This is a genomic window from Salinimicrobium sp. CAU 1759 (assembly GCF_054482715.1).
Window position 1 is genome coordinate 1680305 of record NZ_JBTLRK010000001.1, and the last position, 15154, is coordinate 1695458.

At 43.0% G+C, this 15154-nt stretch carries 15 protein-coding genes; 5 read left to right on the forward strand and 10 right to left on the reverse strand.

Features of this window, described 5'->3' with window-relative positions:
• Positions 1–73 precede the first annotated feature (73 nt).
• Genes ACXYMT_RS07560 through ACXYMT_RS07580 form a run of 5 tightly spaced genes read left to right on the forward strand, consistent with a single transcriptional unit; the run spans position 74 to position 4931 of the window.
• Positions 74–373 carry a hypothetical protein gene (locus ACXYMT_RS07560; RefSeq protein ID WP_459058474.1) on the forward strand — a complete coding sequence of 100 codons (300 nt, stop codon included), beginning with the start codon at positions 74–76 and terminating at the stop codon, positions 371–373.
• Complete coding sequence (mutL, locus tag ACXYMT_RS07565) at positions 374–2233, forward strand: DNA mismatch repair endonuclease MutL (protein ID WP_459058475.1); 1860 nt, start codon at positions 374–376, stop codon at positions 2231–2233.
• Positions 2234–2983, forward strand: a complete 750-nt coding sequence (locus ACXYMT_RS07570) for a rhomboid family intramembrane serine protease (protein ID WP_459058476.1) — start codon at positions 2234–2236, stop codon at positions 2981–2983.
• Positions 2983–3894 (forward strand): rhomboid family intramembrane serine protease, encoded by a 912-nt coding sequence (locus tag ACXYMT_RS07575; RefSeq protein WP_459058477.1) that lies wholly within the window; start codon positions 2983–2985, stop codon positions 3892–3894. The genes ACXYMT_RS07570 and ACXYMT_RS07575 overlap by 1 nt, the downstream gene beginning before the upstream one ends.
• A complete protein-coding gene (locus tag ACXYMT_RS07580) occupies positions 3894–4931 on the forward strand; it encodes an endonuclease/exonuclease/phosphatase family protein (protein ID WP_459058478.1) in 1038 nt (345 codons plus the stop codon). The genes ACXYMT_RS07575 and ACXYMT_RS07580 overlap by 1 nt, the downstream gene beginning before the upstream one ends.
• On the opposite strand, the gene ACXYMT_RS07585 is transcribed toward ACXYMT_RS07580, so the two are convergent.
• The 10 genes from ACXYMT_RS07585 to ACXYMT_RS07630 all read right to left on the reverse strand — a co-directional run bounded on the left by ACXYMT_RS07585 (position 4920) and on the right by ACXYMT_RS07630 (position 15152).
• Entirely contained in the window at positions 4920–5552 is a 633-nt protein-coding gene (locus tag ACXYMT_RS07585; RefSeq protein WP_459058479.1) for a WbqC family protein, read from the reverse strand. The genes ACXYMT_RS07580 and ACXYMT_RS07585 overlap by 12 nt on opposite strands.
• A 12-nt stretch (positions 5553–5564) precedes the next feature.
• Positions 5565–7130, reverse strand: coding sequence for a signal peptidase I (lepB, locus tag ACXYMT_RS07590; protein WP_459058480.1), 1566 nt, complete (start codon positions 7128–7130; stop codon positions 5565–5567).
• Positions 7131–7162: 32 nt separating this feature from the next.
• Positions 7163–7870 (reverse strand): 4-hydroxy-tetrahydrodipicolinate reductase, encoded by a 708-nt coding sequence (gene dapB / locus ACXYMT_RS07595; RefSeq protein WP_459058481.1) that lies wholly within the window; start codon positions 7868–7870, stop codon positions 7163–7165.
• Entirely contained in the window at positions 7870–8454 is a 585-nt protein-coding gene (locus ACXYMT_RS07600; RefSeq protein ID WP_459058482.1) for a DUF5683 domain-containing protein, read from the reverse strand. The genes dapB and ACXYMT_RS07600 overlap by 1 nt, the downstream gene beginning before the upstream one ends.
• Positions 8444–9349 carry a ParB/RepB/Spo0J family partition protein gene (locus ACXYMT_RS07605; protein ID WP_459058483.1) on the reverse strand — a complete coding sequence of 302 codons (906 nt, stop codon included), beginning with the start codon at positions 9347–9349 and terminating at the stop codon, positions 8444–8446. The genes ACXYMT_RS07600 and ACXYMT_RS07605 overlap by 11 nt, the downstream gene beginning before the upstream one ends.
• A 7-nt stretch (positions 9350–9356) precedes the next feature.
• Entirely contained in the window at positions 9357–10121 is a 765-nt protein-coding gene (locus tag ACXYMT_RS07610) for a ParA family protein (RefSeq protein WP_459058484.1), read from the reverse strand.
• A 136-nt stretch (positions 10122–10257) separates the two neighbouring features.
• Positions 10258–10560, reverse strand: coding sequence for a hypothetical protein (locus ACXYMT_RS07615; protein WP_459058485.1), 303 nt, complete (start codon positions 10558–10560; stop codon positions 10258–10260).
• A 71-nt stretch (positions 10561–10631) separates the two neighbouring features.
• Entirely contained in the window at positions 10632–11513 is an 882-nt protein-coding gene (locus ACXYMT_RS07620; protein ID WP_459058486.1) for an SDR family oxidoreductase, read from the reverse strand.
• A gap of 153 nt (positions 11514–11666) precedes the next feature.
• The gene (gene scpA / locus ACXYMT_RS07625) at positions 11667–13754 is read right to left on the reverse strand and encodes a methylmalonyl-CoA mutase (RefSeq protein WP_459058487.1); all 2088 of its coding nucleotides are present in this window, start codon (positions 13752–13754) and stop codon (positions 11667–11669) included.
• Positions 13755–13757: 3 nt separating this feature from the next.
• Positions 13758–15152 (reverse strand): methylmalonyl-CoA mutase subunit beta, encoded by a 1395-nt coding sequence (locus ACXYMT_RS07630; RefSeq protein WP_459058488.1) that lies wholly within the window; start codon positions 15150–15152, stop codon positions 13758–13760.
• Positions 15153–15154 lie beyond the last annotated feature (2 nt).

Here is a 15154-nt window from a genome sequence, read left to right on the forward strand (position 1 = left end):
TTGCTCACCTAAACTTCGGAAATTCTGAGCATTTTGAGTAAATTTGAGATTTCCGGAAAAATAAAGGACAGTCATGCTTAAACTAAATATCCTATCAGCGAAGAAGAAGAATAACCGGTACAACTATACACCGCGTTATTACAAGGGCAAGGACACCGGAAACGTTTACAACTTTCAGAACAAGTTCAACAAATACCGTGAGGCTACTAATGCCATAGACTTTGGAAGCCAGTGGAAAGACGCACGGGAAAGCAGTCGCCATCGCGGAAATCGCGAGATAAATAAAACTGTTCTTGTCATCATCGCTATACTTGTCCTTATTTTTCTGTGGTTCATAGATTTTGATTTATCCATTTTTACCAATCCGCAGTAAATGACAGATGTTATTCATCTCCTGCCAGACCATGTTGCCAATCAAATAGCAGCAGGTGAGGTGGTACAGAGACCGGCTTCCGTAATTAAGGAATTGCTGGAGAACTCCATTGACGCCGGCGGGACCAACATTAAGATCTTAGTAAAAGAAGCTGGGAAAACGCTCATCCAGGTGACCGATAACGGGAAAGGAATGAGTACTACCGATGCCCGACTCTGTTTTGAGCGGCATGCAACTTCAAAAATAAACTCGGCCGAAGACCTCTTTAGCTTAAAGACCAAGGGATTTCGGGGAGAGGCACTAGCCTCTATTGCCGCCATTGCACACGTGGAGCTTAAGACCCGCCAAGACGATGATGAAGTGGGAACCTGCATAAGAATAGAAGGCAGCGAAGTGGTCTCACAGGAAGTTTGTGTCACCCCTGTAGGAACTACCATCTGCGTCAAAAATCTTTTTTATAATATTCCTGCACGCCGTAATTTCCTGAAAAGTGATACGGTAGAATTAAGACATATTATAGATGAGTTTCAAAGAGTGGCTTTGGCTCATCCTGCTATACAGTTTTCCCTTTTTCACAATGGCAGCGAATTGTTTCAGCTTCCCGAAGCCAATTACAGGCAGCGAATTGTAAATATCTTTGGAGGAAAAACCAATGAAAAGCTGGTTCCTGTAGAGGAAGATACAGCTATAGTGAAGATTCACGGGTATGTAGGCAAGCCGGAGTTTGCCAAAAAGGGCAGGGGAGAGCAATTCTTTTTTGTCAATGACAGGTTTATCAAGAGTCCTTACCTCAATCATGCTGTAAGCGCAGCCTTTGAAGGTTTATTAAAAGATAAAGCTTATCCAAGCTACTTTCTTTTTCTGGACGTCGATCCAAAAAGCATTGATATTAATATACATCCCACAAAGACTGAGATCAAATTTGATGATGAACATGCCCTATATACGATCCTGCGCAGCTCCATCAAGCACAGTCTTGGGCAATTCAATGTTGCTCCCGTGCTGGATTTTGACCGGGATTCTACTCTAGATACTCCTTATGAATTTTCGCAGAAGGGAGTGACTCCGCCAAAAGTGGAGGTTGATCCAAATTTCAATCCTTTTCAGAATGAAAGATCTGATGGCGGTGGATCTCCTACCAATTTCAGAAGGGAAAGAACATCTGGGAACAGTTGGGAAAGCCTTTACAATGGATTGGGGGGAGAAGAGCTGGAGGCAACTTCAGGCATGGATCAGGTGGAGTTTGAAAGTGATGAGGTGACAGGAAACCTCTTTGGATTCAGCGATGAACAGGAGGCAGGCAGTGCCACCTTTCAGCTTAATAAAAAGTATATCATTACCACCCTTAAAAGTGGGATTTTAGTGATCGATCAACACCGAGCGCACACCCGAATTTTGTACGAAGAGCTATTGAAGAATATTACGGTTACTTCAGCAGTAAGTCAGCAGCTATTATTTCCGCTTCAGCTTAGATTCTCTACAAATGAGATTGAACATTTAAAGGAGATCAAGGAGTCCCTGGAACATACAGGTTTTATCTTTTCAGAAGTAAATAAAGATTCTGTAGAAATTACCGGAATACCGACCTTAATTTCGGAAAGTGAAGTGGCTATTTTGCTGGAACAGCTACTGTCTGACCTTGAAAACGATGTGCCAGGAGCGGGATTCTCACAAATAGACACATTGTCAAAGTCCCTGGCCAAGGGAATGGCAGTAAAGCCAGGTACTGCCCTTGGAGCGGCAGACCAGCAGAACATTGTCAACAGCTTATTTGCATGTAAGGAAACGACTCTTTCCCCATATAATAAGCCAATATTTATTACCTTAACTGTAGACGAATTAGATAAAAAGTTCATGTAGATGGGAAGAATGACCGAAACCGTAAAGGTTCTTTTAATCATAAACGTAATTGTATATATAGGGAGCCAGGTTTTGGGACCGCAAGCTTACGAGCTGTTTTCGCTATGGTTCATTAAAAATGAAAATTTTGGGTTTTGGCAGGTGATCACTCATATGTTCATGCACGATCCCAACAGCATTTTTCACATCCTTTTCAATATGTATGCGCTATGGGCTTTTGGTAGTCCCATAGAACAGGTGCTGGGAAAGAACAGGTTCCTGTTCTTCTATTTTTCAGCAGGAATAGGGGCTGCGATCATTCACAGTCTCGTGAACTACTACCATTTTCAAAGTGGGTTTACACAGCTTATTGAGGCCGGCATGGAACCCGGGGCAATACAAACCCTGCTGGAAACAGGCGAATATAATACAGCAATTCTAAATTCTGTTTCGCAGGATATGCTAAGGGAGTTCTTCACCTCCTATAATACCCCGGCTGTGGGAGCATCGGGCGCAATATACGGGATACTGGTGGCGTTTGGAATGATGTTTCCGAATGTTGAATTATTCCTGTTATTCGTGCCAATTCCTATTAAAGCCAAGTTCTTTATTCCTGCATTAATTGCTATAGATCTCTTTTCAGGATTCACGGGATATTCTATATTTGGTGGAGGGATTGCCCACTTTGCACACGTGGGAGGAGCTTTGTTTGGATTTATCATGATGTGGTACTGGAAAAAGAACCAGTTTAACCAAAACCGCTGGGATTAATGAGAAGAAGTAACAACATACGGGCAAAGATTGGCATGGCTACCATGAGTGAAAAGCTCATAGCCATTAATGTTATAGCTTTTGTGCTTTTCTTCTTTTTCAGGACTCTGGCTTTCCTCTTTAATTTTGAATCGGACTTTGTGCTGGAATGGCTTGTATTCCCTAAAGAACCGGGTGAATATTTGTTCAAGCCATGGTCTATTATTACTTATGCATTCTTACACGGTGGCCTTTGGCATTTGCTATCCAATATGTTGATCCTGTATTTCTCAGGCGTCTATTTTCTCAACTATTTCTCTCCAAAAAAGATGCTGAATTTCTACTTTTTGGGAGGTATATTCGGGGCGTTGGTTTATATGGCGAGTTACAACTTGTTCCCCGCCTTTCAGGGAATGGGAAGATCCTACCTTATTGGAGCCTCGGCGGCTGTTATGTCCATACTTGTAGGGATCGCTACTCACATCCCGCACATGAGGGTGAGACTTATTCTTCTTGGGAGTATCAAGCTATGGTGGATAGCTGCGTTCCTGGTAGTTATCGATATCATTCAAATTCCTATATCCAACCCCGGTGGTCATCTTGCACATCTTGGAGGAGCGGGATTTGGTTATCTTTATGCAACGCAGTTAGGGAAAGGCAACAACATAGCATCGGGGTTTGAAAAAATGCTGGACTGGATCGGTTCCCTGTTTTCTTCAAATCCATCCTCGCCTAAGAAAAGTAATTTGAAAACAGTTCACAGGAGAAGGAGTACAGGTGCAACCAGCTCGGGATTTAATTCCCGGGTGCGGAATAAGAAGGAAGAACAGGAAAAGATCGACGCGATCCTGGATAAAATAAGTAAGAGCGGCTATGATAGTCTTACAAAGCAGGAAAAAGACTTTTTATTCAACGCAGGTAAAGATAATTGATGAAAGGACTCAGCTGGTTTGATAGGTTCCTGTTCCTGCTCAACATTCTTTTTGCAATAGCCCTGCTGTTTGCTTATTTATTACCCTATATCCCTCCAAGCAGTTTTGCATTACTTTCAGTCTTTAGTCTTGGAGTGCCCTTTCTTATAGTAGTCAACCTCATTTGTATGGTGTTTTGGCTCTTTAGGCTTCGCAAACAGGCACTGCTTTCCCTGGTGGTTCTTTTAATAGGCTTCAATCACGTGACTTCGGTCTACGAAATCTCTTCGGAAGAGGAAGAGCTCAATCCCGACAATGTGCTGGAAGTGCTAACCTATAACGTGCGGCAGTTCAATCAATACGGCTGGGCCGAAGATATTGATATTCCACAAAAGATCGCAGGCTTTATTAAAAGTGAGGATGCCGATGTAGTTGCTATACAGGAGTACTATAGAGGAGAGTTAGACATAGCGAACAGTTTTCCTCACAAGTACATTCACATAAAAGAGAAAAATGCAGAATTTGGTCTGGCTATTTTTTCCAGGTTTCCTATTGTTAAATCGGGTTCCCTTGATTTTCCTACCCACAGTAATAATAACGCTGTGTTTGCAGATGTGGTGAAGAATGGAGATACCGTTAGAGTCGTCAATGTCCACTTCCAGTCTTTTGGAGTAAAGCCGACACTTGAAAACATCGAAAAGGAGCATTCTAAAAGAGTATTTCTGGGAATGGGACAGACCTTTGTGAGGCAGCAACGACAAATGCAGCTGGTGAAGGACCTTGTTCTTGGTAGTCCACACCCCGCCATTATCCTTGGCGATTTTAACAATACGGCCTACTCTTACATTTACCGGGAGCTTAAAGACATTGGGTTCAATGACGCCTACAAGGAAGCAGGGAACGGTTTTGGAAAGACTTTTGAATTATTTGGATTCCTCCCAATGCGTATTGATTTTATACTGGCGGGAGAAGCTTTAGAGATCCTAACCTTTTCAAATCACGAAGTGCCTTACTCAGATCATTTTCCTATTACGGCCACTCTAAGGCTAAAGAATTGATGGCTCCTGTTGTTCGAGATAATTCACAGCGTTGGGGCCTTCGTTGAAGATGAGGTCCACAATACTCAAGTCATTTAAGAATCCAAATTTTTCCTGAAATACCTGTGGGTAAGGGTCCAGTTGTGGAGGTTTCCTGCTCTTGGCCTCGACCAATGATCTCCCGTTTATGATCCCCCTTGGTTTCAAAATGAATTCTGAAGTTTTATCGAAGGTGATGTCTGTTTGCAAACACTCAAGAGCTAACTCCAGAGTGTGATAATTGAAGTCCATCAAAAAATCGAACTTTTGATGGTACAGAGGGTGGAATTCATCTTCGTAAAATTCAAAGAAAGGGGAGGTGCGATAAACATTTTCCAACGATCTCCAATGTTGTTTCTGCCATGGAAAATCGTTCTCTATTTTTATGTCTTTATATTTTTGATGACCCGATTTGTTTCCGGTGTGTTTAATAGGGATATTTAGCAGTAATTTCCCATTCGCACCATAGATATACATGCGGTTGCGATAGGTCTGCTTCTGATAGTTATCCTCGTTCTCAAAAACAACTTCTTTAGCCTTCAGCATTGCTGCAAACTGAGAGGCAGGTCCAAAATATGTGGGATGTAACAGGATCTTATCCATCCAAAAATGAGATTATTTAGCTTTCTTTTTTCTGAAGAAACTATAACCAAAAAGTCCGACTAATACTACCAGGAAGTACGGAAGGTAAGAAACAGGCTCTCCCTGCCCACCTACTGTAGTGAACATACGCTCCCATCTTATCTTGCTAAAACCAGAAGCATTTGGGTCCAGACTTAACCAGATGAATACCGGTTTGCCTACTATATGGTTTTCTGGAACGTAGCCCCAGTAGCGGCTGTCTTCACTGTTATGGCGGTTATCACCCATCATGAAGTAATAATCCTGCTCAAAAGTGTAAGAATTTAATGGTTCTCCATTTAATAAGACCTGATCACCTTCTACAGTAAGCTTTCTTTGCCTGTCCATTTCAAGACCTTCATAAGTCTCTATTACCTGCCGGTAAAAACCAACAGTTTCGGGAGTGATATCTACGGTGGCACCTTCTTCAGGAATATAAATGGGACCCATGAAATCACGGTTCCAGTCAAACCTTCTGTTGTTAGGGAAAATTGGGGCCTCCCGCTCACCTTCAGGACTGGTCATCCTTTCGATCGAGGCTACATTTGGGTGGTTCTTGAGTCTTTGAAAATTTTCTTCAGTAAGAGATTGAATGTAGAACTGGTTGGTATTTGGGTCGTGATAAAAAGCATCGGTGACGTCATACATTTTATACAAGGTATAAGGATCGAATCCCTGCCCTTTTGTAGTACCTGTGTATGAATATTGAGGTTTCGCACGATCTGGTAATTGTAGTGGTTGATTGTTGATATGAACGCGACCATCTATGATCTCAAGAGAATCTCCAGGTAATCCAACCGCTCTTTTTACGTAGTTGGATTTCTTGTCCACGGGCTTATCGTAGCGCTCTCCCGAGGTGTCCCTAAACTGACGGACAGTATCTACGGGCCAGTTAAAAACTACAATGTCATTTCGATCAATATCCTGGAATCCTGGTATTCTAAAATAGGGAATAAGGGGCCTGTTCCAGTACGACTTTATTCCTAAAACAGGTATGGTGTCGTGTACCATTGGAAACGCTACCGAGGTAATAGGAGTGCGGGCACCGTAATGGAACTTGCTGACAAAGAGGTAATCTCCTACCAGCAGTGTCTTCTCAAGAGAGGACGTTGGTATAGTGAACGGCTGCATGATGTACGTATGCACTATGGTGGCAGCGACAATGGCAAACAAAATTGAACTTATCCATTCTCCTGCCGCACTTCCGGGCTGCAGGCTTCTGTCCTCCCTGTACTTTACATCGCTCACATAATTGAGGTAGTAGATATATAAGCCGCAGGTAATCACTGCAAGAACTGTATCTGTTGTAGAAGTACGGCCAAAACTTCGAACCGTCTCTACCCAGATAACCGGGAACATAATTAAATTAACAATGGGAATAAACAGTAGAAGAACCCACCACCATGGACGGTTGATGATCTTCATTAATACTACCGCATTATAAACAGGTATAGCGGCTTCCCAGGCTTGTCGCCCTGCTTTTTTATAGAGTCTCCAGGTTCCTGCAAAATGGATGAGCTGAATAATAACAACGAACAGGATCCAATTTGTAAATATCATGAGCTTAGTTTATGTATTAGTATCCAGATTTGTTATTCGGTTACATTGAATAGCACATCTTTCATGCTGTATACTCCCTTTTTATTCTGAAGCCATTCGGCTGCTATGATGGCTCCAAGAGCGAATCCGTCGCGGGAATGGGCTATATGTTCAATTTTGATTGTATCAACATCAGAATCATAGGAAATAGTGTGAGTTCCGGGTACATTCTCAATTCTCTTTGCTGTCACAGGAATTTCATTTTCTTCTGCCCCCTCGAGTTTCCATCCCTTTTTGGAAGAGTTTTCAATGATCTGCTCGGCTAAAGTGATAGCAGTTCCGCTGGGAGCATCGAGTTTTTGTGTGTGGTGTATCTCTTCTAAAGAAACCTTATATTCCTTGAACTTGTTCATAAGCTGAGAGAGTTGTTTGTTCAGTTCAAAGAAAAGATTCACTCCCAGGCTAAAATTTGATGCGTAGATAAATGCAGCGTCTTTCTGCTTGCAAAGATTTACAGCTTCGTCATACCTCTTTAACCATCCTGTAGTTCCTGAAACTACCGGTATTTGATTTTCAAAACAAGTGGTGATATTTTTGAATGCAGCATCAGGGACACTGAAGTCGATTGCCACATCGGCTTGTTGCAGGTCTGTATCTTCGATATCTCCCGTGATTCTCAGCACAATCTCATGACCACGATCCACGGCTAATCTTTCAATGGTCTTACCCATTTTTCCGTATCCTAAAAGGGCTATTTTCATTAGAAATTATAATTTAATGTAAGGCCATAACCGGTGGTTCCCGAAAAGCGGTCATAATCCAGGTTGGGCTTAAGTGAAAGATCTTCACTTACGTTAAACTGTTGCAGATGGGCATCTACGTTTGCATCGATAATATTTAGCGCGTATAATCCCAGGGTTACCATGATCGAGACTTCTTTATTGCGCTGGTAAAAACGCTGTGCTTCTATAAGTCCGCTTGTAGAAACTCTCGGCTGCCCATTTTCGTTGTAGAACTCATCATCCGTATTTCCTGCAAGTCGGCTTTTATATGCATCGCGATAGCGATCATACTGCCGGTCATTTTCGAAATAGAAATAAACACCTACCCCCAGGGCGGTATAGACAATGGGGATCTTCCAGTATTTGCCGTTGTAGGCCTGACCCAAACCAGGTAGTACAGCCGAATAAAAGGCGGCACGGGCAGGGGATAGGGGATCATAAGGCTTGTAAGCAGGTTCTTCGATCACCAACTGTGGGTCTATTAGCAGGGAATCCTCCTGTGCAGAGAGTTGCATGGAAAAAAGAAAAAAAGTCAGGGCTCCTATGAGATAACTACTCTTCACCCTGTATGATCTTTTTTATTCGGTTGAGATCTTCCTCGGAAGTAAAAGGAATAATAAGCTTTCCATTTCCCTTTTTAGACACCTTAACGTCCACTTTTGCTCCAAGCCTGTCCGAGAATTCTTTGATGCTTTTTTTAATATCCCTTGAAACGGTAGGGGCAGAAGCTGCCTGTTTTGTCTCAGGTTTTCCTTCCTGTAGTTCTCTTACCAGCTTTTCGGTTTCCCGTACTGATAATGAATTGGCAAGGATCTTCTCGTATATCTCCAGCTGAGTTTGAGTGTCTTCTATGTTAATAAGTGCACGGCCATGTCCCATACTCAAAAAACCGTCCCTCATCCCTGTCTGAATAATAGGATCAAGTTTTAGAAGTCTTAGGTAATTGGCAATTGTAGATCTGTTCTTACCTACCCGCTCACTAAGTTGCTCCTGTGTGAGATTGATCTCGTCTATGAGCCTTTGGTAGGACAGGGAGATCTCAATAGGATCAAGATCCTGTCTTTGAATATTCTCAACAAGTGCCATCTCCAGGGATTCCTGGTCATTGGCAATCCTTATGTATGCTGGAATTGTCTCAAGACCAACAAGCTTTGAAGCTCTAAATCGTCTCTCTCCCGATACCAGCTGATACTGGTTATAGTCCAATTTGCGGACTGTAATAGGTTGAATAACCCCAAGCTCCCGTATAGAAGAAGCAAGCTCGCGCAGTGACTCTTCGTTGAAGCTGGTTCTTGGCTGAAAAGGATTGACCTCGATAGCGCTTAACTCCAGCTCCACGATGTGTCCTACCAGCTTATCTGCATTTTTGTCTTCGGCCGATTTAATATCATTCTGAGGATCTTTCAGTAATGCCGATAGTCCTCTTCCCAACGCCTGTTTCTTCGTCGCCTTAGCCATCTTCTACCTATGAATTTTTCTTTATGATCTCGTGTGCCAGGCTCAGGTAATTACTTGCTCCTTTACTGCCGGCATCATAGTTAATAATACTTTCCCCATAACTTGGGGCTTCACTTAAACGTACATTTCGCTGAATGATTGTTTTAAATACCATCTCATCGAAGTGTTTTTGCACTTCTTCTACAACCTGATTTGACAACCTTAATCGGGAATCATACATGGTGAGAAGCAGCCCTTCAATGTCGAGTTTTGCATTGTGAATTTTCTGAACACTTTTAATCGTGTTAAGAAGTTTGCCTAATCCTTCCAAAGCGAAATATTCACATTGAATTGGAATGATCACAGAATCTGCTGCAGTAAGTGCATTAAGGGTCAAAAGTCCCAGGGAAGGAGCACAGTCGATGATCACATAATCATATTGCTCCCTAAGATGCCCAATAGCTTTCTTAAGCATGTATTCCCTTTCATCCTGATCTACCAGTTCGATCTCAATGGCAACCAGGTCAATGTGTGCAGGTATGATATCCAGATTAGGGGAATCGGTTTTTATAACAGCTTCTTCAGCCTTGATAGAGTGCTCCAGTAACTGATAAGTCCCCAGCTCAACCGACTCAACATCTATTCCTAAGCCCGAAGTGGCATTTGCCTGGGGATCAGCATCGATGAGCAAAACTTTTTTTTCCAGCACCCCTAAGGATGCCGCCAGATTAACTGAAGTGGTAGTTTTTCCTACGCCTCCTTTTTGATTTGCAATGGCAATAATTTTACCCATTCAAGTATTTTGGATTTAAAGGGTAAAAATACAATTTATTGCAGGTATATAAAATTCTTTTGTTAACAGGTTGTTCAGAAAAAAACCGGCTGTAACAACATGTGTTATAGCCGGTTTTACAAAACAAAATATGTTTTTACAGTTGAGTATATGCAATGATTTCTGCTTCCTTGACGTTGGAGGCGCTATAATTGGGAACTCTTATGGTCACCCTGTATCGTTTGCCATCTTCTAAAGGAACAGAGACTTTATACATTTCCCTCGGTCCACTTAACCTTCTAATGAACATTCCTTTAGGCATGGTTTGGTAAACAGCCTGAACATCTATGTTTTCATAAACTGTATAAGGCTGGGACGGATCAGCAGCCTGCCTTGGCTGACTACTTCCGCAGGAAATTAAAAGCGAAGTAAAAATAAAAAGGGTAATGATTTTTTTCATTTTAGTATGGATTAGTTAGTAAAAGAGTTAAAATTTTACTAACAAACATTGTGCCGCGGCAGCAGCAGAAGCTAATTTCCTTTTTTAGCCTTGATCATGGCTTCTAATTGATCCCACATTTCCTCGGGAATGGCTTCCAGTAAATTGAACTGCCCGGCTCCTTTAAGCCATTCTCCACCATCTATAGTAATTACTTCTCCATTGACATAAGCAGAAAAATCTGATACCAGGTAAGCTGCAAGGTTGGCGAGTTCCTGGTGTTCACCCACGCGTTTTAGTGGAACTTTTTTAGCGAGATCGAATTTTTCCTTCAAGTCTCCAGGTAACAATCTATCCCAGGCTCCCTTTGTTGGGAAAGGTCCGGGGGCGATAGCATTCATACGAATTCCGTATTTTGCCCATTCTACAGCCAATGATCTGGTCATAGCAAGAACTCCGGCCTTTGCTGTAGCACTGGGGACAACATATGCCGAACCTGTCCATGCATAGGTGGTGACGATATTCAATACTGTTTTTTTCTTTTCACCTTTATCGATCCAGTGTTTTCCAAAGGCGAGGGTACAGTTCTTACTTCCTTTGAGAACAATATCTATTATAGTATCAAATGCATTTGCGCTTAATCGCTCTGTAGGGGAAATGAAATTCCCTGCAGCATTGTTCAGTAGGATATCCACGGAACCAAATTTCTCAATTGTTTGCTGTAGCATATGTTCTACCTGGTCATAGTGTCTTACGTCGCACTGCAGGGGTAAACATTTTCCGCCGGTCTGTTCCTCAAGTTCCCTGGCCGTATTTTGAAGTTTCTCAAGGTTTCTTGAGGTTATGGCGACCTGGGCTCCTAATTCGAGGAAGTATTTTGTCATGGCTTTACCAAGTCCGCTGCCGCCACCTGTAACCACAATAGTTTTACCTTCCAGAGCATCGTCTCGAAGCATTTTTTTCGTGTAATCCATTTTTTTAGAAGTAAGATTTTAGAAGGGAGAAGTTAGAAATTAAAAAAGAGAAATTTTAGACTGGAAGAGAATTAAAAAAAATTTTATTTTTCATTGGACCTAAAATGGGAGATGAATTTCCTATTTCAAAATTATTTGATTAAACCTTAAACCTTATGCGGTGGGTTCATCGATAAGGATCTCCAGTAGCTTTATAGCTGCCTCACTAATTTTTGTCCCCGGGCCAAATACAGCTACTGCTCCTGCATCAAACAGGAACTGGTAATCCTGGGACGGGATCACCCCGCCAACGATCACCATAATATCTTCGCGGCCGTACTTCTTGAGCTCCTCGATCACCTGTGGCACCAGGGTCTTGTGACCTGCAGCAAGGGAGGAGACACCCAGGATGTGTACGTCGTTCTCAACTGCCTGTTTTGCAGCTTCTGCCGGGGTCTGGAATAACGGACCTATATCCACATCAAAACCCACATCTGCGTAACCCGTAGCCACTACTTTTGCTCCACGGTCGTGCCCATCCTGCCCCATTTTGGCGATCATGATCCTTGGTCGTCGACCTTCCTGCTCGGCAAATTGATTGGCCATTTTTCTTGCCTTTTTAAAGGAAGAGTCATCTTTTATCTCTTTTGAATACACTCCGCTAAATGATTTTATTTGTGCTTTATACCTTCCAAAAACCTCTTCCAGCGCATCACTTATTTCGCCAAGACTAGCTCTCTTACGAGCAGCATCTACAGCCAAAGCCAGCAAGTTCTCTTCACCCGATTTGGCCGCAGCAGTGAGTTTTTCAAGCGCTGCTTTCACTTCTTCAGTATTTCTTTCGGACCTGAGACGCTCAAGTCTCTCGACTTGTTGCCTGCGCACGGTTTGATTGTCTACTTCCAGGGTGATTATAGGATCTTCTTTTTCCCTGCGGTATTTGTTCACTCCCACTATGATGTCTTGCCCGCTGTCGATGCGTGCCTGTTTTATGGCTGCAGCTTCCTCGATGCGGAGTTTTGGGATCCCGGCTTCTATGGCTTTGGTCATGCCGCCGAGCTCTTCCACTTCCTGTAATAGTTCCCAGGCTTTGTGTGCGATCTCATCTGTTAATGATTCAACGTAGTAACTTCCTGCCCAGGGATCTACCGTCCTGGTGATTTGGGTTTCCTGTTGCAGGTGTAGCTGAGTATTTCTTGCAATTCTTGCCGAAAAATCTGTAGGCAGCGCAATAGCTTCATCAAGTGCATTGGTGTGCAGACTCTGTGTCCCACCAAAGACTGCCGCAGCGGCTTCAATAGAAGTCCTGGCTACGTTGTTGAAAGGATCCTGCTCGGTAAGGCTCCAGCCACTGGTTTGACAGTGGGTCCTTAGTGCCAATGACTTTTCATTTTTTGGATTAAATTGCTTTACAAGTTTCGCCCACAGCATGCGTGCTGCTCTCATTTTTGCGATCTCTGTAAAGTGGTCCAGGCCTATAGCCCAAAAGAATGATAAACGCGGTGCAAAGCTGTCAATATCCATTCCTGCCTCCAATCCTTTGCGGATATATTCCAACCCATCAGCCAGGGTGTAGGCCAGCTCTATCTCACTGGTTGCACCTGCTTCCTGCATGTGATATCCCGAAATACTAATGCTGTTGAAGCGGGGCATGTTTTTGGAAGTATATTCGAAGATGTCTGAGATGATCTTCATTGAAGGAGTGGGAGGATAGATGTAAGTGTTCCTCACCATAAACTCCTTTAAAATGTCATTTTGAATGGTTCCTGATAGCTGGTCAGGTTTTACGCCCTGCTCTTCGGCGGCAATAATATAGAAAGCCAGGATAGGTAATACTGCACCGTTCATGGTCATCGAAACCGACATCTGGTCCAGCGGGATCTGGTCGAAGAGGATCTTCATATCCTCCACCGAGTCTATGGCAACTCCTGCTTTTCCTACATCTCCCACGACTCTGTCATGGTCACTGTCATAACCGCGATGGGTGGGAAGGTCAAATGCAACAGATAATCCTTTTTGACCTGCAGCGAGATTCCTTCGATAGAAGGCGTTGCTTTCTTCGGCAGTGGAGAATCCCGCGTATTGGCGGATGGTCCACGGTCGCATCACGTACATGGTGCTATAGGGTCCTCTTAAAAAAGGAGGGATTCCGGCGGCGAAATTTAGATGAGGCAGAGCCTGAAATTCATAGGTCTTTTCAGGGGTTTTTGAATCTTTTTGTGTGTTTTTCAGCTTTAAATGCTGTAGATCCTTTCTGCTCATATTTTATTCTTCGCTATTAATACTTTCTTCTTTCTTAAGTCTTTCCTGTTCCGATCTTTCTGATAAACGCTTCTCTATCACCGGCTGCAGCAAAGTCTTTCGCGGTTTTTGCTTCACAAATGGGTACAGCTCTAATTCGTCTTTCATCTTATCCTGTGGGTTAGGATATTTGTTTGTTCCAACAAGCACCAGCTTTCCTTCATCAAATTCTTCCTGTTCCTTGGCTGCACTTTCAGAAATTTTCTTCTGGATTATTCCCTCTCTTAATTGAGTGACGAATCCGCCTCCTTTTTCAATGTCCTTAAAAATATCCAGCGCCTTATCGGCCATGTCGTGGGTCAGGGTTTCGACATAATAACTGCCTTCAGCAGGATTTGCTACTTTCTCGAAGTAACTCTCATGTTTTAGCACCAGGAGTTGATTCCGGGCAATGCGGCTACCAAAGCTGTTGTTCCTGTGATAAATGGCATCATACGCCATATTACAAACACTGTTTGCACCTCCAAGCACCGCGCTCATACTTTCTGTCGTGGTGCGAAGCAGGTTCACATTAAAGTCATAAAGGGTTTTGTTACGGCGGGTAGGCTGCGCCAAAATATTGCATTCGCTGTCAAGATCATATTCATGACTAAGCGTAGAAAATAATAACCTTAGCGCCCTTAGCTTGGCAATTTCAAAAAAGTAATTTGGTCCTACAGAAACAAGGAACTGAAATTTTGTCCTTTTTGACACCTCAGTATTCTGAGCTTGATGGTTGAAATATTCATTCAAATGTGCCATGGCATACGCCAGTTGCTGCGGAATGTTAGCCCCTGCATTTTGGTAAAGCCCGGTATCTACTGAAATAAAGGATTTTAAATTTTGACATTTTTGAAGCAGGATGTCCAGCACCCTATGATCTTCTTTTTGATCTTTGAACCAGTTTCCGCTACGAGCGAGATTTCCTACTATGTCAAATTGAAGGTAAACCTGGGATCCCGGCCCAACCTGTTGGTCCAGGCGAAGGAAAAAATCTTCGGAAGCAAATTCTGGCTTCAGGTATACAGGTAGTCCGGAAAGATCGAGTCCGGAGAAAAGCGCTTTCAGGTCAACTTCTTCTGAAGGTAATATGAACCAGATGCTCTCTGCACCTTTCCGAAGGGCTTCATGAGCTTTTTTGTTGGCTTTTTCAGCAGAAGTCACGTAGATCTGCTCAGTAATAGTCCAGGTTAGGGGAGTGCTTAGTTGCACCGGCTCGGGAGACTCTTCCTGGTGGTAAAAGGGTTTTATATCAACCCCGTCGAGGGATTTCCACACAAGATTCTCGTTATAATCGGCACCTTTTAGGTCGTACTGTATCTTCTGTTTCCACTGTTTCGCCGATACTTCTTCAAATTCACTGAATAAATTCTCTTTCATTT